This is a genomic window from Azospirillum thermophilum (assembly GCF_003130795.1).
Classification (GTDB): Bacteria; Pseudomonadota; Alphaproteobacteria; order Azospirillales; family Azospirillaceae; genus Azospirillum; species Azospirillum thermophilum.
Window position 1 is genome coordinate 2,124,580 of sequence record NZ_CP029353.1, and the last position, 17,735, is coordinate 2,142,314.

The window sequence follows — 17,735 nt, forward strand, 5'->3', positions numbered from 1 at the left end:
AAAAGCATACCCCCTCATAGCCGCCGGTCAATGGAGCCGCACCGTGCCGTTCGCCCGGCCCGGCGGTTGAATGGCTCGAAGCCACCGACAGCGTGTCAGAAGGAGATGTTGGCGATGCCCTGGACGACCCCGACCCAGACGTCTTCGATGTCGAGGCCGCAGCCGTTGCGCGCGGCCCCTCCCCGTCCTCAACCGGGATCGGGGGAGGATGTCCCGGTCGATCTGCCGGGCGGCGACAATCCGGACCTGCCCGATCCCGGCGGCCCCGGCACCGACATCCCCCCGGTCCCCGGCGGCGACCTGCCGCCCTCGCAGCCGACCGACCCGGATTTCCGGTAGCCCGGCGCACGGCCGACGGATACCCCCCGAAAAAGGAACGAGGCGCCCCGCGGGGCGCCTCGCGTCGTTTGCGTCCTTCGCCGACCGGTCGGGTCAGCGGCGGACCACCATCAGCTTCTTGATCTCGGCGATCGCCTTGGCCGGGTTCAGGCCCTTCGGGCACGCCTTGGTGCAGTTCATGATGGTGTGGCAGCGATAGAGGCGGAACGGGTCCTCGAGCATGTCGAGGCGCTCGCCCGTCATCTCGTCGCGGCTGTCGACGATCCAGCGGTAGGCCTGCAGGAGGATCGACGGGCCGAGATAGCGGTCGCCGTTCCACCAGTAGCTGGGGCAGGAGGTCGAGCAGCAGAAGCACAGGATGCACTCGTAGAGGCCGTCCAGCTTGGCGCGGTCCTCCGGCGACTGCAGCCGCTCGCGGCTCGGAGCCGGCGACTGCGACTGCAGCCACGGCTTGATCGAGGCGAGCTGGGCGTAGATGTGCTTCAGGTCGGGGACGAGGTCCTTCACCACCGGCATGTGCGGCAGCGGGTAGATCTTGACGTCGCCCGGGATGTCCTCGATCGCCTTCAGGCAGGCCAGCGTGTTCGTGCCGTCGATGTTCATCGCGCACGACCCGCAGATGCCCTCGCGGCAGGAGCGCCGGAAGGTCAGCGTGCTGTCGACCTGGTTCTTGATGTAGATGATGGCGTCCAGCACCATCGGCCCGAACTTGTCGAGGTCGACGATATAGGTGTCGACCCGCGGGTTCTGGCCGTCGTCCGGGTTCCAGCGGTAGATCTTGAAAGACTTCGCCCGCTTGGCGCCGTTCGCGACGTTGATGGTCTTGCCGACGCCGACCTTCGAGTTGGCAGGCAGGTTGAATTCGACCATGGTTCGTATCCTTGCTTTCCGCAGGAGCCTTTGAGCGGCGGCCTTAGTAGACGCGGGCCTTGGGCGGGAACACCTCGACCTCGTCGGTCAGGGTGTACATATGGACCGGACGGTAGTCGATCCGGGTCTTCCCGTCGTCGGCGACCCAGATGACGGTGTGCTTCATCCAGTTCTCGTCGTCGCGGTTCGGATAGTCCTCGCGGGCATGGGCGCCGCGGCTTTCCGGACGGTTCTGCGCGGAGTGCAGGGTCGCGACCGCCTGCCCCAACAGATTGTCCAGCTCCAGCGCTTCCACAAGGTCCGAATTCCACACCAGCGACCGGTCGCTGATCGCCATGTCGTCCTTCCTGGCGTAGACGGCGTCGATCAGCTTCACGCCCTCCTCCAGCACCTCGCCCGTGCGGAACACCGCGCAGTTGTTCTGCATGGTCTTCTGCATCTCCAGCCGCAGGTCGGCCGACTTGATCGAGCCCTTGGCGTTGCGGATGCGGTCGAAGCGCTCCAGCGCCTTGTCGCAGGAGTCGGCCTTGACGCCCGGGACCTTGCCCTTCTCGACGATCTCGGCGGCGCGGATGGCGGCCGCACGGCCGAACACCACGAGGTCGAGCAGCGAGTTGGAGCCCAGGCGGTTGGCGCCGTGCACCGACACGCAGGCCGCCTCGCCGATCGCCATCAGGCCGGGCACCACCTGGTCGGGGTTCTCGGCGGTCGGGCTGACGACCTCGCAGCGGAAGTTGGTCGGGATGCCGCCCATGTTGTAGTGGACGGTCGGCAGGACCGGGATCGGCTCCTTGGTGACGTCCACGTTGGCGAAGATCTTGGCCGTCTCGGCGATGCCGGGCAGGCGCTGGTGGATGATCTCCGGCGGCAGATGCTCCAGGTGCAGGTGGATGTGGTCCTTGTGCGGACCCACGCCGCGGCCCTCGCGGATCTCGATGGTCATCGAGCGGGACACGACGTCGCGCGACGCCAGATCCTTGGCCGACGGGGCATAGCGCTCCATGAAGCGCTCGCCGTTGGAGTTGGTGAGGTAGCCGCCCTCGCCGCGCACGCCCTCGGTGATGAGGCAGCCGGAGCCGTAGATGCCGGTCGGGTGGAACTGCACGAACTCCATGTCCTGCAGCGGAAGGCCGGCGCGCAGCACCATGCCGCCGCCGTCACCCGTGCAGGTGTGGGCCGAGGTCGCCGAGAAGTAGGCGCGGCCGTAGCCGCCGGTCGCCAGCACGACGAGCTGCCCGCGGAAGCGGTGGATGGTGCCGTCGTCGAGGTTCCAGGCCAGCACGCCCTTGCAGACGCCGTCCTCCATGATGAGGTCCAGCGCGAAATACTCGACGAAGAACTCCGCCTCGTGCTTCAGCGACTGCTGGTAGAGGGTGTGCAGGATGGCGTGGCCGGTGCGGTCGGCCGCCGCGCAGGTGCGGTAGGCCTGCTTCTTGCCGTACTCGGCGGTCATGCCGCCGAAGGCGCGCTGGTAGATCTTGCCCTCCGGCGTGCGCGAGAAGGGCACGCCGTAGTGCTCCAGCTCGATGATCGCCGGGATGGCCTCGCGGCACATGTACTCGATGGCGTCCTGGTCGCCCAGCCAGTCCGACCCCTTCACGGTGTCGTACATGTGGTAGCGCCAGTCGTCGTCGCCCATGTTGCCGAGCGCCGCCGAGATGCCGCCCTGCGCCGCCACGGTGTGCGAGCGGGTCGGGAAGACCTTGGTGATGCAGGCCGTCTTCAGCCCCTTCTCGGCCATGCCGAAGGTGGCGCGCAGGCCGGCGCCGCCGGCGCCGACGACGACGACGTCATAGGTGTGGTCGATGATCTGGTAGGCGGTCGCCATGGTCGTCAGGCTCCGATGAAGATCTTAACGACGGCGAGCACGCAGGCAGCCGCCAGAGCGTAGCAGAGGAACTTCACGCCGACGACCAGCGCCAGCTTCTGCCACTCGACGTGGACGTAGTCCTCGATCACGACCTGCAGGCCGGCCTGGGCGTGATGGAAGGTCACGGCCACGGTCAGGATCATCATGATCGACGAGAAGGGCGACTTCATCCACGCCACGAAGGCGGCGTGGTCGGCGCCCAGATGGCTGATGACGCCCAGCACGAACCAGATGGTCAGCGGGACCAGCGCGATGGCGGTCAGGCGCTGGTGCCACCAGTGCTCGGTGCCGTACTTGGCGGAGCCGAGGCCGCGGGCCTCGGCCAGCGGGGAGCGGAGGGCTTTGTTGTTCGACGCCATGTTAGTCTCTCCTCACCACACCGCCAGGCCGATGATCCAGGCGAGCACGGTCAGACCGAGCGAGGCGGCGGCCACGATGTAGGCGCCACGCTCCGCGTTCTGCAGCTCGAAGGCATAGCCGGCGTCCCACACCAGGTGCCGGATGCCGTTCGCCAGGTGGTAGAACAGGGCCCAGGTCCAGCCGAACATCAGCAGCAGCCCGAAGCCGGAGCCGATGAAGCGCTGCGCCCGCGCGAAGGCCTCGGGGCCGACGCCGGCGGCGATCAGCCACCAGGCCAGGAGCAGCGTGCCGACGGCCAGCCCCACACCGGTGATGCGGTGCGTGATGGACAGCGCCATGGTCCACTGGAACTTATAGACTTGAAGGTGCGGAGAAAGCGGCCGACCGCTGCCGTTTGCCATTGCGTCGTCCTCTGTTCGGCTGCCGGGCGCGGCGGGGAACAGGTCTGCCGCGGCGGCTGATTGGTGCGAGCCCGAATTGGACGGTTCATCGTCCATTTTGATTGGCGCAATGAATTACGCTTCCAACACCGCCGAGTCAACGGCGGGGGCTCCGCTGTGACGATTTGGGCGCACTGCGGGAAGTCGCTGAAAATCAAAGCGGAAAGGGATGCGTGGTATTACCACCCGGACTTCTGGCGCCGCTATTGCCGGGGGGCCTCCGCGACCCCGATTGATAACTGTTCGCAACTCGCTCCGCGGGGCCGAACCTTGCGGCGGGGCTACCTGTCGAACCGCCGGACGTTCTCCACCATCATCGAGTACATCTGGGTGATCAGCTCCGCCGGGCGCAGCCGGCCGAAGGGGATGTTGTCCTTGGCCCATTCCACCAGCCCCTCCGGCGGCCTGACCGGGGCGACCTCGTAGCCGGCCTTCTTCAGCGCCGCCATCACCGCGCGGGCCTGCTTGGCATAGTCTTCGTTGAAGAAGGACTTGTCGGCGTCCTTGATCGCCTTGGCGATGAGATCTTCCAGCGGGGTGGCGGCCATGACCGTTTCGCAAGACGCTTCATAATGGAAAGAGGCGGCGAAACACCCTGTCACAGCGCGAGGCCCGTTGCAATTGCCCCGGAAAATGCCTAGGTCGTTCGGTCTCCAGAGCGGGCTTCCAGCATAAGGATTGAGGACATGGGCTATACCGTCGCGGTCGTCGGCGCCACCGGCAACGTTGGGCGCGAGATCCTGCAGACGCTCGCCGACCGGAACTTCCCGGCCGACGAGGTGATCGCGCTCGCCTCGGAACGCTCGATCGGGCAGGAGGTCTCCTACGGCGAGGACGACGTGCTGAAGGTCGAGGATCTCGCGAAGTTCGACTTCTCCGGCGTGGACATCGTCCTGTCCTCCCCCGGCGCCAAGGTGTCGGCCATCCACACCCCGCGCGCCGCGGCGGCCGGCGCGGTGGTGATCGACAACACCTCGCAGTTCCGCATGGATCCCGACGTGCCGCTGGTGGTGCCGGAGGTGAACCCGCAGGCGATCGCCGGCTACCGGAAGCGCAACATCATCGCCAACCCCAACTGCTCGACCATCCAGATGGTGGTGGCGCTGAAGCCGCTGCACGACCGCTTCGGCATCCGCCGCGTCGTCGTCTCCACCTACCAGTCGGTCTCGGGCGCCGGGAAGGAGGCGATGGACGAGCTGTTCAACCAGACCCGCGCCATCTACGTGAACGACCCGGTGGAGAAGAGCGTCTTCACCAAGCAGATCGCCTTCAACGTCATCCCGCACATCGACAGCTTCATGGATGACGGCTACACGAAGGAAGAGTGGAAGATGACGGTCGAGACGAAGAAGATCCTCGACCCCAAGATCAAGGTGACCGCCACCTGCGTGCGCGTCCCCGTCTTCATCGGCCATTCCGAGGCGATCAACATCGAGACGGAGGAGCCGATCACCGCCGAGGAGGCCCGCGAGGTGCTGCGCGCCGCGCCCGGCGTGACGGTGATCGACCACCGCGCCAACGAGGGCTACGTCTCCCCGGTGGAGGTGGCCGGCGACGACCCGGTCTTCATCAGCCGCATCCGCGAGGACTTCACGGTGGAGAACGGCCTGTCCTTCTGGTGCGTGTCCGACAACCTGCGCAAGGGCGCGGCCCTGAACGCCGTGCAGATCGCCGAGCTGCTGGCGAGGGATTATCTGGAAGGCTGAGCCGCCCCCGCTCCTCCCGGCCGGCGGGAGGAGCGGGATCCGGACTCAACGCCCCGCCGTCACTCCGCGGTGAACAGCCGGTAGAGCGCCGAATGGTCGAGGCCGCCGTCGCCGCGCTCGACCAGCATCTCGAACAGCTCGGTCGTCAGGCCCAGCGTCGGCAGCTCGATGCCGGACTCGCCGGCGAGCGCCTCGGCCTGCCGCAGGTCCTTCACCTGGGTGGTGACCCGGCCGCCGGGCGTGAAGTCGCCGGTGACCATCCGGCCGCCGTGCAGTTCCAGGATGCGCGACTCCGCGAAGCCGCCGCGGATGGCGTCGCGCACCCTGGCCGGGTCCACCCCGGCGGCGCGGGCCAGCGCCAGCGCCTCGGCGACCGCCCCGATGGTCAGGGCGACGATCACCTGGTTGGCGCATTTGGCGACCTGTCCGGCCCCGGACCCGCCGACCAGCGTGATGCGGCGGCCCATCGCCTGGAACAGCGGAAGGGCGCGGGCGAAGGACTCCTCGCGGCCGCCGGCCATGATGGTGAGGCCGGCCGCCTCCGCCGCCACGGTGCCGCCCGACACCGGCGCGTCGAGCCAGTCGGCCCCCGCGGCACGGACCTTCCCGGCCAGGGCGCGGGTCGCCGCCACCGCGGTGGTTCCCATGTCGATGACCAGATGACCCGGACGCAGGACCGGCAGCAGGGCATCGGCCACCGTCTCCACCGCCACCGTGTCCGACAGCATCAGGACGATGTCGTCGGCCTGCCCGGCGACCGCCGCCGGGCCGGTGGCGGGGATCATCCCCTCCCCGGCCAGCTCCGCCACGGCGGCCGGGCTGCGGTTGCTCACCACCAGCCGGGCGCCGGCCCGCGCCAGCGCCCGCGCCATCGGCTTGCCCATCAGGCCGAGCCCGATGAAGCCGACCGTCCGCCCCGTCAGGTCGGGGCGGGGGACCTCGGCGCCGGCCGTCACAGCCGCATGTGGCGCGCCCGCGCCCCGCGCTCGATGGCCGCCGCGCACAGCCGGTCGACGCCCAGCCGGTGGCGGATCAGCTCCAGCATGCGCAGCTCCTCCTGCGAGGCCTTGGGGTCGGCCGCCGCGACGTCGCAGGCCACCGCATAGGCGGTCTCGCGCAGCTTGGGCGGCACGGCCTGCTCGACGATCGTCAGGACGGTGTCCAGCCCGTCGGGATCGGCCAGCATGGCGGTGCATTCGCGGGTCGCCGCCATCACCCGATCGGGATCGAGGTCGCGGAAGACGGGCAGGTAGCGGACGTTCTCGCCGATCTCCTCGAGCTCCGCGTCGGTCATGTCGCCGTCGCAGGCGGAAACCAGGACCATCACGTAGATCAGCGCATTATGGTGGTCGATCATAAATATCCTTTCGCGGCCAGAACCCGAACCGCCGGGGGCCGGTCGAGGCTATCTTGCGCGCTGCCCCGGCGGCGTCAAGGGTGCCATGCCGCGGGCGGGGACCGGAGGGGGTAGTCGGCGCTCGACAGGATGCCGCAGCCGCCCTTATGGTCCCGCCCCATGTCCGTGGTCCTGAATGTCGCCCTGCCCGTCTTTTCGATCATCCTGGCCGGCGTCCTGTCGGGCAAGGCGAAGCTGCTCGGCCCCGCCTCGTCGGAGGCGCTGAACAAATTCGTCTACTGGATGGCCCTGCCGCCGGTGCTGTTCCTCGGCACGGCGCGGCGCTCGCTGCCGGAGATCTTCAACGGCCCCTTCATCGGCGCCTTCCTCGGCGCGATGCTGGCGGTCTATGCGCTGGGCGCCCTGATCGGCTGGCTGGTCCACCGCGAGCGCACGCAGATCCGGTGCATGCAGGGGCTGACCGCCGCCTTCTCCAACACCGGCTACATGGGCATCCCGCTGTTCCTGGCGGCCTTCGGCCCGGACCATCTGGCCCCGGCGATCCTCGCCACGGTGATCATGAGCGCCATCATGGTCGGCATCGCGGTGGTCTGGATCGAGTTCGCCAACAGCCACGGCCACGGCATCGGCAAGGCGCTGGGCGACGTCGGGCGGGCGCTGGCGAAGAACCCGCTGATCATCTCCACCCTGCTGGGCATCGCCTGGTCGGCCCTGCTGTCCGGCGTGCCGGTGCCGCGCCCCGTCGCCACCTTCTGCGAGCTGATGGGGGCCGCCGCCGGCCCCTGCGCGCTGTTCGCCATCGGCCTGTTCCTGGCCGGGCGCAGCCTGAAGGCCGATCTGGTCGAGGTCGGCTGGATCAGCGCGCTGAAGCTGCTGGTCCAGCCGGCGCTGACCTGGGCGCTGACCATGACGCTGTTCCCGCTCGACCCCTTCTGGACCGGCAGCGCCATCATCCTGGCCGGCCTGCCGACCGGGGCGCTGACCTTCGTGGTGGCGACCCAGTACGGCCTCTATGTCGAGCGCACCTCCTCCGCCATCCTCGTCTCGACGGTGCTGAGCGTGGTGACGCTCTCCGCCCTGCTGGCGGTCTACGCGCCGGCGGGGTGACGGCCCCGCGGCATTCCGCAGCGTTACGTTGCCTTCGCGCATCCCACCCCCCTCCGGTCAAAGAACGGCAGAACGCCGGCAGGCCGGCCCGTCTTCAGGAACTGTGCGCACAACCGGGAAGCTCCGGAACAGGGCACCGCAATGACGCCTTGACCCGCCAATCAAAATTGAGCCTTTATTTCGAAGGATCGGCGGCGGAAACTTGATTCGGCAAACCTCATTGAAGCAGCCACAACAATTCTGCTGCCCGATCATTATGAAGTTGCCCGATATCGGCAATGATCATCCGCGCAACCGGACATGGCCGCGCAACCGGCCGGAGGCATCATGAAGGGCTTTCGCGATCTTTCGCTCACCGTCAAGGTGGCCGTGCTGCTCACCCTGATGGCGGCACTTTCGGGCGGGCTCACGATCGCCTCCCTCCTGCGCATGGGGGAGATCGACCGGAGCTACAGCGACCTCATCGACCGTGACAGCGACGGGGTGAAGTGGCTGTCCCGGGTGAACTCGACGCTCAATGCGATCGGCCTGGAGAGCTATCGCATGATCGCCGAGACCGATCCGGCGATCATCCGCAAGAGCATCGACGCCGCCGCGGACGAGCTGAGAACCTTCCAGGAGCGGGTCGACAAGGTGCGCCGGGCGCTGCCGGCCATGGAGGCCGAGCTGCAGGCGGTGTCGCAGTCCTTCCTGCCCATCATCCGGACCATGCCGGACCTGCAGCGCCTCGCCCTGGCGAATGACGACGCAGCCGCCATGACCCTGATGCGGCAGGGGTTCACGCCGGCGTACGGCGACGTCCGCGCGAAGGTCCGTGCCCTGCTGTCGCGGGCGGAAGCCGACATGCAGGCAAGCTCGGACCAGGTCACGGCGACCTACGAGTCGGCCCGGTTCTGGACGCTCGCCGTCGGCGGCCTCGGCATCCCGGCCTGCTTCGGCCTCGCCCTCGCCGTCATGCGGATGGGGGTCTCGCGCCCCTTCCTTTCGCTGCGCGACCGCATGGAGCGCCTGTCCCGGCATGAGATGGAGGTCGAGATCCAGGGGCTGGACCGGAGGGACGAGGTCGGCGCGATGGCCAGGGCCGTCCAGGTCTTCAAGGACGGATTGATCGAGGCCGGGCGGCTGGCCGCCGCCCAGTCCGCCGAACAGGCCGCCAAGCTGCGCCGGACCGAGGCGATCGAACGCCTGATCCGCGACTTCGACCAGCAGGTGGCCGCAGTGCTGCGCGTGGTGTCGGCGGCGGCGGCGGAGCTGGACTCCACCGCCCGCCACATGGTGGAGACCGCCGGACGCAGCAGCGATCAGGCGGTGTCGGCGGCAGAGGTTTCCCGCCAGACCAGCGCGAATGTCCAGACGGTCGCCAGCGCCACCGAGGAAATGAGCAGCTCCATCGGCGAAATCAGTTCCCAGGTGACCCGTTCGGCCAGCATCGCCTCGCAGGCGGTCGACGAGGCCGGCAGGACCACCGACACCGTCCGCGGCCTGGCCGACGCCGCACAGCGGATCGGCGCGGTCGTCCAGCTCATCTCGACCATCGCCGGCCAGACCAACCTGCTGGCGCTGAACGCCACCATCGAGGCGGCGCGGGCCGGCGAGGCCGGCAAGGGCTTCGCCGTCGTCGCCAACGAGGTCAAGAGTCTCGCCAGCCAGACCGCCCGGGCCACCGAGGAGATCGCCGGACAGGTCGGCGGCATCCAGGCGGCGACGGAAAACGCCGTGCAGGCCATCGACGGGATCAGCGGGACCATCTCGACGATCAACGACATCTCGGCATCCATCGCCGCGGCGATCGAGGAGCAGGGGGCGGCGACCGCGGAAATCTCCCGCAACATCCAGCAGGCCGCCGCCGGCACCGGAGAGGTGACGGCCACCATCGTCGGCGTGACGGAGGCCGCGGAGGAGACCGGCACCGCCGCCGCGAAGGTGCGCGCCGCGGCCGGCAGCCTGTCGGAACAGGCCGACAGCCTGCGCCGGAACGTCGAGGGCTTCCTGACGGCCATCAAGGCGGCCTGAGCCGCCTCACCAGCCCCGCAGGAACTCCGCCGTCTCGTCCACCGCCTGCTTCAGGCCGACGCGGCGGACCTCCACCCCCTCGGGGAAGGCGCCGAACAGCCGGCTCGGCATCATGGGGTCGAGCAGGACGAAGACGCCGGTGTCGTCGGCCCGCCGCACCAGCCGGCCGAAGGCCTGCTTCAGCCGCAGCCGGGCGATCATGTCCTCGTAGCGGCGGCGGCCGAAGGCGTCGCGGCGGGCGCGGTGCAGGATGTCGGGGCGCGGCCAGGGCACGCGGTCGAACACGATCAGCCGCAGGCTCCGCCCCGGCACGTCCACCCCGTCGCGCACCGCGTCGGTGCCGAGCAGGCAGGCGTGCTCCTCGTTGCGGAAGATGTCGATGAGCGTCGAGACGTCGAGCGGATCGACATGCTGGGCATGCAGCGGCACGCCCGCCACCTCCAGCGGCTCGACGATGCGGTCGTAGACGGCGCGCAGCCGGCTGATCGCGGTGAACAGGCCGAGCCCGCCGCCGCCCGCCGCCAGGAACAGCGACCGGTAGGCCGCCGCCACCTGCCCCAGATCGTCCTTGCGCACGTCGGTCACCACCATGACCCGGGTGTTGCGCGGATAGTCGAAGGGCGACGGCACCTGGGCGCGGATCGCCGGGCGCGGCAGGTGGCTGGCGCCGCTGCGGTCCTCGGCCGCCCGCCAGTCCTGCTCCACGTCGCCCGTCCCGTCGGTCAGGGTGGCGGAGGTCACGACGATGCCGTGGGCCGGGCCGGCCAGCGCCTCGGCGAAGGGAACGGTCGGGTCGATCCAGTGGCGGTAGAGCCCGACATCGACGTCGCGCCCGTCGATGCGCTCCACGGCGAACCAGTCGACGAAGGCGGGCGGCGTCTCCACCGGCAGGCTGCGCAGCATGGCGCGCCAGCCCTCCACCGTCATCACGCCGCGGCGCTGCAGGCTGCGCGACAGGGCGTCGATGCGCCGCCGCTGGTCGGGATCGAGCTGCTCCCCCTCGTCCTCCAGCCGCTTGGCGAGGCGGCGGGCCAGCCCGGCGATCGGCTCCGACAGGCGGGACAGCGCCTCCTCCAGCGCCGTGGCCGCCTCCAGCAGCCCGTCGACCGGATAGCCCTTGTCGGCCTCCAGGCTGTAGGGCGTGCCCTGCCCGTTGGTGCGGGCATGGACCTGCTGCCGGGCATGGAGCAGGAAGCGCTCGGTCGGCCCCTGGGGATTGTCGGCGGACAGCCGGGCGTTCCAGCCGTCGCCGGGCAGCACGCGGGCGCCCATCAGCACGGCGTCGAGCAGGGCCAGCGCCTCCTCGTCGTTCGCCACCAGGTCCTCCAGCCGGCGCTTCAGGCCGCGCGCCCGGCTGCGGCCGCCCTCCTCCGCCCCCAGCAGCCAGCGCCGCAGCTCCTGCGTCTCGCGCCCGGTCAGATGGCCGCAGAAGGCGCTGTCCGCCGCGTCGAAGACATGGTGCCCCTCGTCGAAGACATAGCGGCTGGGCAGGGTCGCGTCCTCGCCGCCGCCCAGCGCCGCCTGCACCATGACCAGCGCGTGGTTGGCGATGACGATGTCGGCCTTGCGGGCACGGCGGATGCTCTTCTCGATGAAGCAGCGGCTGTAATGGTCGCAGGCGGAGAAGATGCACTCGCCCCGCCGGTCGGCCAGCCCCAGCGTCCGTCCCCGCCCGGCGATGTCGACCAGCCAGCCGGGGAAGTCGCCGCCGGTCATGTCGCCGTCGCGCGTCGCCGCCGCCCAGCGCGCCATCAGCCCGACGCCGATGGCGTGGTGCGGCTGGAACGTCATGGCGCGGATCGCGTCCTCCAGGTTCAGCAGGCAGAGGTAGTTCTCCCGCCCCTTGCGCAGCACGACCTTGCGCGCCTTGGTCGCCGGTTCCGGATAGAGCCGGTCGAGCTCGGCGTCGATCTGGTGCTGCAGGTTGCGGGTGTAGGTGGAGATCCAGACGGTGCCGCCGTTCTTCTCCGCCCACACCGTGGCGGGGGCGAGATAGCCCAGCGTCTTGCCGACGCCCGTCCCGGCCTCGGCCAGCACGACGGTCGGGCTGTCCGGCGCCGGACGCGGGGCGAAGGCGGCGGAGACGGCGCTGGAATAGTCGGCCTGCTGCGGCCGCGGCTCCGCGACCTTGCCGGGCACGGAGGAGGCGAGCATCTGGGCGAGGCGCCGCCGCGCCTCCTCCGGATCGACCGGATGATGGGCGGGCGGCGGCTCCGGCGGCCCCTCCTGCCATTCCTTGATGCGCGACCACACCCTGAGGCCGGCGCGCGCGCCCGCCTTGTCCGGCCCCTCCGGCCTGCCCAGCGCCGCCAGCACGGCCGGCGCCCACAGCCAGCCGGCGCGCCCCATCTCCCAGGCGAAGGCGACGGGGTCGGAGGCCTCCTCCCGCCCGGGCTCGGTCAGCATGGCGAGCAGCCGCCGCACCGCGCGCTGCAGCGCCAGCGCGTCGCTCTCCAGCCCGTCGGGGACCGGCAGGTCCAGCGCCTCGGCCAGCCCGCGCGGCGTCGGCACGCAGAAGCGCGCCGGCCGCACGAAGGCGAACAGCTCCAGCACGTCGAAGGCCGCGACGGCGTCCAGCCCCAGCCGGCGGGTGAAGGCCCGGCCGTGGCAGATCAGCGGCGGCTGCCGCCGCACCCGCATCGCCGCGGCGGCCAGGGTCAGCTCCTCCACCTCGCCGTCCGGCGACAGCGCCACGACCTGCCGCGCGCCGGCCACCATGGCGGGCGCATCGTCCAACGAGGCTGTGGCGGGAAAGCCGGAGGCCAGCGGACCGGAATTCGGGACCGACGTCATATCCATGCGACGCAGTATAGGGTGGGCGGGCGCGGCAAAGCGAGCGCGGCGAACAAACACGGCACGGCCTTCGACGGGTCCCGCCGGAAACGGGAATTTCTTTCCGGATATGCAACGCACCGCGCTACTGTGCCGGCGCATGCCATCGGATGGACATGCCGCCCGGTTGCCGGAGTTCGCAGTGCAGGAGTTTCTCGAGTCCGATGCCTCGGGCGTCGTCGTCGTGGCGCGGCTTCCCGCGGACATCCAGTCCTGGCTGGGCGCGAAGACGACCCGCGTCTTCCTGTCCTCCGAGACGCGCGACAGCCACAGGAAGCATGGGTGGAGCGCCGGGGACTTCGCCCATCTGCAAGCCCTCCTCGATCATGGCGAGGTGCGGACGGACCGCGACCGTCACGTGGTGGTGGCCCATCTGGATGGGAAATGGCGCTACGCGGCGCTCAAGGTCACGGAAGACCGGCGGGAAGTCTATCTGGCGTCCTTCCGCGTGATGCGGAAGAAGCAGGTCTTCGACTTCTCCAGGAAAGGCGATCTTGTCAGGAAGGGGCGACCGGTTTAGGGCGTTGGCCTGGGAGCGAAGCGCCCCAGCGGACCCGAAGGCTACCCGGCATCGCAATAATTTTCGCCAACGCCCTGATATGCGATATAGCCCTCTTCCGGCTTCCGATCAAGAGAACCGCAGATCGGCAAGCTTCGGACACAGGGGCGACGAAGCAAGGCCGGATGATGGTGCGCAGGCTGTTGCGGTGGGTGGTGGCCGGCGTGCTCGGCCTGATGGCCGTTTCGGTGGCCTGGGTCCTGCTCTACCGGGTGGCGCCGGTGCCGGCGACGCCGCTGATGCTGATCCGGGCGGCCGGCGGTTCCGGCCTCGACCGCGAGTGGCGGCCGCTCTCCGCGGTCTCCCCGCATCTCGTCCGCGCGGTGATCGCGTCGGAGGACACCGCCTTCTGCCGCCACGGCGGCTTCGACTGGGACGCCATCCAGTCGGCCCTGGAGGAGAACGAGGACGGCGCCTCGCTGAAGGGCGGCAGCACCATCAGCCAGCAGACCGCCAAGAACGCCTTCCTGTGGCCCGACCGCACCTGGATCCGCAAGGGGGCGGAGGCCTGGTTCACGCTGCTGGTCGAGACGCTGTGGACCAAGCGCCGCATCCTCGAGGTCTATCTGAACATCGTGGAGTGGGACGACGGGGTCTATGGCGCCGAGGCCGCGGCCCGCCACCATTTCCGCAAGCCGGCCGCCGCCCTGACCCGGCGCGAGGCGGCGCTGCTCGCCGTGGTGCTGCCCAGCCCGCGGAGCTGGTCGCCCTCCAGCCCCGGTCCCTATGTCGCGCGGCGCGCCGGCATCATCGACCGGCGCATGGCGCTGGTCGAGCGGGACGGGCTGGCCGACTGCGCCCTGCGGTAACCCCCGTCAGATCCCCGGATCCGTCCGGCCCGTCAGCACGTCGCCGATCAGGACGGCGATCGCCTGGGCATAGGAGAGGTCGGCGGCGGTCCACTCCCGCCCGGCGCCGCACTGCTCACAGCAGAGGATGCCGACCGGCGCGTTGCCGGCGGCGACGATCATGTCCAGCAGGCTGTGGACGTCGTTCGGCTCGAAGTAGGACTCGGTGAAGCCCCTGGTCGCCGGATGGGTGCGGGCATCCGGCGCCACGACCCGCGATCCGTTGCCCAGCGCACGGAAATAGTCGGGAAGACCGCGCGCTCCATCACGGTGCCGTGGCTGTGCCGCCCCTGCCGGACATCGAACAGGTTCAGGCACAGGATCCGGTCGCCGTCCTCGCTGAACCGCCAGACGCTGGCCCGCGTCGCCCGCAGATGCCCGACCATGTCGGTACAGGCGGCCTTCCAGACCTCCCCGGAGGTGGCATGGCCCAGACGATGGCCAAGAACGGCGGCTTGAGTATTCTCCATGACCACGGGATCCGGATAGTCGGCGGTGATGGAAGGACGCTAGCCAAGCTCTCCGGGCATTTCCATGGTCTTTGTAAGGTTACGGGCCGTTTACTTACCTGCCTTTAAGAATTCGTCACCTTTGGTTGATCTCAGGCGTGTCCGCCCGCCAGATTCAGGCTGACGACGCCGGCGACGATCAGCAGGATGCCCGCCACCTTCATCAGCGAGAGCTCCTCGCCGAACAGCAGGATGCCGATTGCGGCGATGGCCGCGGTGCCGGCCGCCGACCAGACCGCATAGGCGACGCCCACCTCGATCGTCCGCAGCGCCTGGGCCAGCAGGCCGAAGGCCGCGACGTAGCAGACCACCACCGTCGCCGCCGGCCACAGCCGCGTCATGCCGTCCGACAGCTTCAGGGCCGAGGTGCCGACGATTTCGAACAGGATGGCGAGGGTCAGGTAAAGCCAGCTCATGGGGGCGATCCAAGCTCGTGTTGCGCCGGCACCATGGGACCGCGGCGGGGCGTTCGGCAAGTGCGTCCTTTGCAGCCCGAGACGCCGGCCTGTCCGGCCATGGAAGCGCGGGGCATCGTTCCGCTTGCGTTCTTGCTCCGTCCGAAGCGCCCCGCTAGACTGCGGCGATCATCGCCCGCACCATGATCCTCCCCGCCCGGCGTCGTCGGGCCGGCGGTCCCGCCATGTCGCGGGACAGGCCGTGGCACCCGGGTGCAGGCGGCCCGGTGCGGGTGGCCCGGTGCGGGTGGCCCGGTGCGATTGGGATTGTGCAGAGGGCGCACGATGGATGCGGGCGAATGGTCCCGGACAAGCCGTTGATCCGGAACCGGAAACCCCGCTTCGGCACCATTGTGCGGGAAATGGTCTCCGCACAATCCGCTGCAAGACGCCCGGCCCGTCGCGCGACGCCCGGCACCGGCGGCGCGGACGACTCCGGCCGCGGGCTCCAGTTGACGCGACGGCCCGCCCGCCCTAGGGTCCGGCGTTTCCTTCCTTATCGGGTGTTGAAAGGGTCCGACGATGACCGGCGAACGGGATTTGGCATTGCAGGCGAAGGCTTGGCCGTTCGAGGAGGCGCGCAAACTGGCCGCGCGCTTCGCGAAGGCGCCGCCCGCCAAAGGCTATGTCCTGTTCGAGACGGGCTACGGCCCCTCGGGCCTGCCGCACATCGGCACCTTCGGCGAGGTGGCGCGGACCACCATGGTGCGCCAGGCCTTCCAGCGGATGAGCGACATCCCGACCAAGCTCTTCTGCTTCTCGGACGACATGGACGGGCTGCGCAAGGTCCCGGACAACGTCCCGAACAAGGATCTCGTGGCCGCCAACCTCGGCAAGCCGCTGACCCAGGTGCCGGACCCGTTCGGCACCCACGACAGCTTCGGCGCCCACAACAACGCCCGGCTGCGCGCCTTCCTCGACAGCTTCGGCTTCGAGTACGAGTTCCAGTCCTCCACCGACTGGTACAAGTCCGGCCGCTTCGACGAGGCGCTGCTCGGCGTGCTGCGCCGCTATGACGAGATCATGGCGGTGATGCTGCCGACGCTCGGCGAGGAGCGGCGGGCGACCTACAGCCCCTTCCTTCCCGTCTCGCCCTCCACCGGCCGCGTGCTGCAGGTCCCGGTGCTGGAGCGCGACGTCGACGCCGGCACCATCGTCTTCCAGGACGAGGACGGCCGGAAGGTGGAGCTGCCGGTCACCGGCGGCCATGTGAAGCTGCAGTGGAAGCCCGACTGGGGCATGCGCTGGCACGCGCTGGGCGTCGATTACGAGATGTCGGGCAAGGACCTGATCCCCTCGGTCGAGCTGGCGGGCAAGATCTGCCGGATCCTCGGCTCCACCCCGCCGGAGGGCTTCAACTACGAGCTCTTCCTCGACGACAAGGGCCAGAAGATCTCCAAGTCCAAGGGCAACGGCCTGACCATGGAGGAATGGCTGGCCTACGCCCCGCCGGAAAGCCTGGCGCTCTACATGTTCCAGAAGCCGAAGTCGGCCAAGCGGCTCTACTTCGACGTCATTCCGCGGGCGGTCGACGAGTACCTCGCCTTCGTCGCCAGGTTCCCGGCGGAGGAGCCGGCCAAGCAGATCGAGAACCCGGCCTGGCACATCCATGACGGCAAGCCGCCGGCGGTGCGCTCCGACGTGTCGTTCAACCTGCTCCTCAACCTCGCCGGCGCGGCGAACGCGGAGACCAAGGACGTCATGTGGGGCTTCATCAGCCGCTACGCCCCCGAGGCGACGCCGGAGAACAGCCCCTTCCTCGACAAGCTGGTCGGCTATGCCGTCCGCTACTACCAGGACCAGGTGAAGCCGACCAAGCAGTACCGCGCCCCGACCGAGGCCGAGCGGGCGGCCCTGCAGGACCTGCTCGCCAAGCTGGGCGGTCTGCCGGCCGACGCCACGGCCGAGGCGATCCAGAACGAGGTGTTCGAGGTCGGCAAGACCCATGGCTTCACCGAGCTGCGGGCCTGGTTCCAGGCGCTCTACGAGATCCTGCTGGGCCAGACCACCGGCCCGCGGATGGGCTCCTTCATCCAGCTCTACGGCCTGGAGGAGACGAAGGCGCTGATCGCAGGAAAACTGGCGGCCTGAGCAAGTCCTCGTTGCAAACGGAAAGGCGCCGCACGGCGCCTTTTCTGTTTCTGCAGGTCAAATTGCGGTAATGCCAAACAATTTCCGGGGCCATCGGCGGAGCGTTTGACTACCATGCAGGCAGGTGGCTGCATCTCCAGCCTGCGGAACAGGCAATCCTGATCCGCTTTGCCTTCGGTCATGCAAGGGTCGCACTGCACCTTTGACGAATTGGTAGTACCGGACGCCGGGGAAAGGTCATACCTTCTGCCCCGTTACTGCATTTTGCAGTGCGTTTCCTCCCTAGACTCAAAAGGCCGCTCCCTTCGGATGCGGCCTTTTTTTTCGCCGCCGCCGGGACGGCGACCGGGTGGGCGGACCTGTGACGGCCGTCACAGCG

General features: G+C 69.3%; 17 protein-coding genes. 7 read left to right on the top strand and 10 right to left on the bottom strand.

Translation table 11 applies throughout. From position 1 onward, the window contains the following. The first annotated feature begins 114 nt into the window (after positions 1-114). The gene (locus tag DEW08_RS16405) at positions 115-339 is read left to right on the top strand and encodes a hypothetical protein (protein ID WP_245986336.1); all 225 of its coding nucleotides are present in this window, start codon (positions 115-117) and stop codon (positions 337-339) included. 93 nt (positions 340-432) lie between these two features. Here DEW08_RS16405 and DEW08_RS16410 read toward each other — a convergent pair whose 3' ends face one another. From DEW08_RS16410 to DEW08_RS16430, 5 genes are all read right to left on the bottom strand, one after another. Continuing rightward, positions 433-1,209: a succinate dehydrogenase iron-sulfur subunit gene (locus DEW08_RS16410; protein WP_109328904.1), complete on the bottom strand. Its 777-nt coding sequence runs from the start codon at positions 1,207-1,209 to the stop codon at positions 433-435. Positions 1,210-1,252: 43 nt separating this feature from the next. Beyond that, a complete protein-coding gene (gene sdhA / locus DEW08_RS16415) occupies positions 1,253-3,037 on the bottom strand; it encodes a succinate dehydrogenase flavoprotein subunit (RefSeq protein WP_109328906.1) in 1,785 nt (594 codons plus the stop codon). A 5-nt stretch (positions 3,038-3,042) separates the two neighbouring features. Beyond that, entirely contained in the window at positions 3,043-3,438 is a 396-nt protein-coding gene (gene sdhD, locus DEW08_RS16420; protein WP_109328908.1) for a succinate dehydrogenase, hydrophobic membrane anchor protein, read from the bottom strand. Between the two features lie 12 nt (positions 3,439-3,450). Beyond that, positions 3,451-3,777 (bottom strand): succinate dehydrogenase, cytochrome b556 subunit, encoded by a 327-nt coding sequence (gene sdhC, locus DEW08_RS16425; RefSeq protein WP_342760742.1) that lies wholly within the window; start codon positions 3,775-3,777, stop codon positions 3,451-3,453. 383 nt (positions 3,778-4,160) lie between these two features. Then, positions 4,161-4,427 carry a hypothetical protein gene (locus DEW08_RS16430; RefSeq protein ID WP_109328912.1) on the bottom strand — a complete coding sequence of 89 codons (267 nt, stop codon included), beginning with the start codon at positions 4,425-4,427 and terminating at the stop codon, positions 4,161-4,163. Between the two features lie 138 nt (positions 4,428-4,565). Here DEW08_RS16430 and DEW08_RS16435 point away from each other — a divergent pair, with 138 nt between their 5' ends. After that, a complete protein-coding gene (locus DEW08_RS16435; protein WP_109328914.1) occupies positions 4,566-5,585 on the top strand; it encodes an aspartate-semialdehyde dehydrogenase in 1,020 nt (339 codons plus the stop codon). A 59-nt stretch (positions 5,586-5,644) separates the two neighbouring features. On the opposite strand, the gene DEW08_RS16440 is transcribed toward DEW08_RS16435, so the two are convergent. Both DEW08_RS16440 and DEW08_RS16445 read right to left on the bottom strand, forming a co-directional pair. Next, the gene (locus tag DEW08_RS16440; RefSeq protein WP_245986337.1) at positions 5,645-6,541 is read right to left on the bottom strand and encodes an NAD(P)-dependent oxidoreductase; all 897 of its coding nucleotides are present in this window, start codon (positions 6,539-6,541) and stop codon (positions 5,645-5,647) included. After that, entirely contained in the window at positions 6,538-6,942 is a 405-nt protein-coding gene (locus DEW08_RS16445; RefSeq protein ID WP_109328916.1) for a tellurite resistance TerB family protein, read from the bottom strand. Before DEW08_RS16445 ends, DEW08_RS16440 begins: the two co-directional genes overlap by 4 nt. Before the next feature lie 159 nt (positions 6,943-7,101). Here DEW08_RS16445 and DEW08_RS16450 point away from each other — a divergent pair, with 159 nt between their 5' ends. Both DEW08_RS16450 and DEW08_RS16455 read left to right on the top strand, forming a co-directional pair. After that, entirely contained in the window at positions 7,102-8,049 is a 948-nt protein-coding gene (locus DEW08_RS16450; RefSeq protein WP_109328918.1) for an AEC family transporter, read from the top strand. Positions 8,050-8,376: 327 nt separating this feature from the next. After that, positions 8,377-10,062 carry a methyl-accepting chemotaxis protein gene (locus DEW08_RS16455; protein ID WP_109329919.1) on the top strand — a complete coding sequence of 562 codons (1,686 nt, stop codon included), beginning with the start codon at positions 8,377-8,379 and terminating at the stop codon, positions 10,060-10,062. Positions 10,063-10,068: 6 nt separating this feature from the next. Here DEW08_RS16455 and DEW08_RS16460 read toward each other — a convergent pair whose 3' ends face one another. After that, on the bottom strand, positions 10,069-12,861 hold the full coding sequence (locus DEW08_RS16460; RefSeq protein WP_425429100.1) for an ATP-dependent DNA helicase: 2,793 nt from the start codon (positions 12,859-12,861) through the stop codon (positions 10,069-10,071). A gap of 175 nt (positions 12,862-13,036) precedes the next feature. Here DEW08_RS16460 and DEW08_RS16465 point away from each other — a divergent pair, with 175 nt between their 5' ends. Continuing rightward, the gene (locus DEW08_RS16465) at positions 13,037-13,414 is read left to right on the top strand and encodes a hypothetical protein (protein WP_181449427.1); all 378 of its coding nucleotides are present in this window, start codon (positions 13,037-13,039) and stop codon (positions 13,412-13,414) included. A gap of 164 nt (positions 13,415-13,578) precedes the next feature. Next, positions 13,579-14,262: a monofunctional biosynthetic peptidoglycan transglycosylase gene (gene mtgA, locus DEW08_RS16470; protein WP_168220378.1), complete on the top strand. Its 684-nt coding sequence runs from the start codon at positions 13,579-13,581 to the stop codon at positions 14,260-14,262. Between the two features lie 6 nt (positions 14,263-14,268). Here the strand turns inward: mtgA and DEW08_RS16475 are convergent, their stop codons facing one another. Together DEW08_RS16475 and DEW08_RS16480 are read right to left on the bottom strand one after the other, a co-directional pair. Beyond that, positions 14,269-14,619, bottom strand: coding sequence for a GAF domain-containing protein (locus DEW08_RS16475; protein ID WP_168220379.1), 351 nt, complete (start codon positions 14,617-14,619; stop codon positions 14,269-14,271). Positions 14,620-14,902: 283 nt separating this feature from the next. Then, on the bottom strand, positions 14,903-15,226 hold the full coding sequence (locus DEW08_RS16480; RefSeq protein WP_109328924.1) for a DMT family transporter: 324 nt from the start codon (positions 15,224-15,226) through the stop codon (positions 14,903-14,905). A 561-nt stretch (positions 15,227-15,787) separates the two neighbouring features. On the opposite strand from DEW08_RS16480, the gene DEW08_RS16485 reads away from it, so the two are divergent. Next, a complete protein-coding gene (locus DEW08_RS16485) occupies positions 15,788-17,356 on the top strand; it encodes a lysine--tRNA ligase (protein ID WP_109328927.1) in 1,569 nt (522 codons plus the stop codon). The last annotated feature ends 379 nt before the right edge of the window (positions 17,357-17,735 follow it).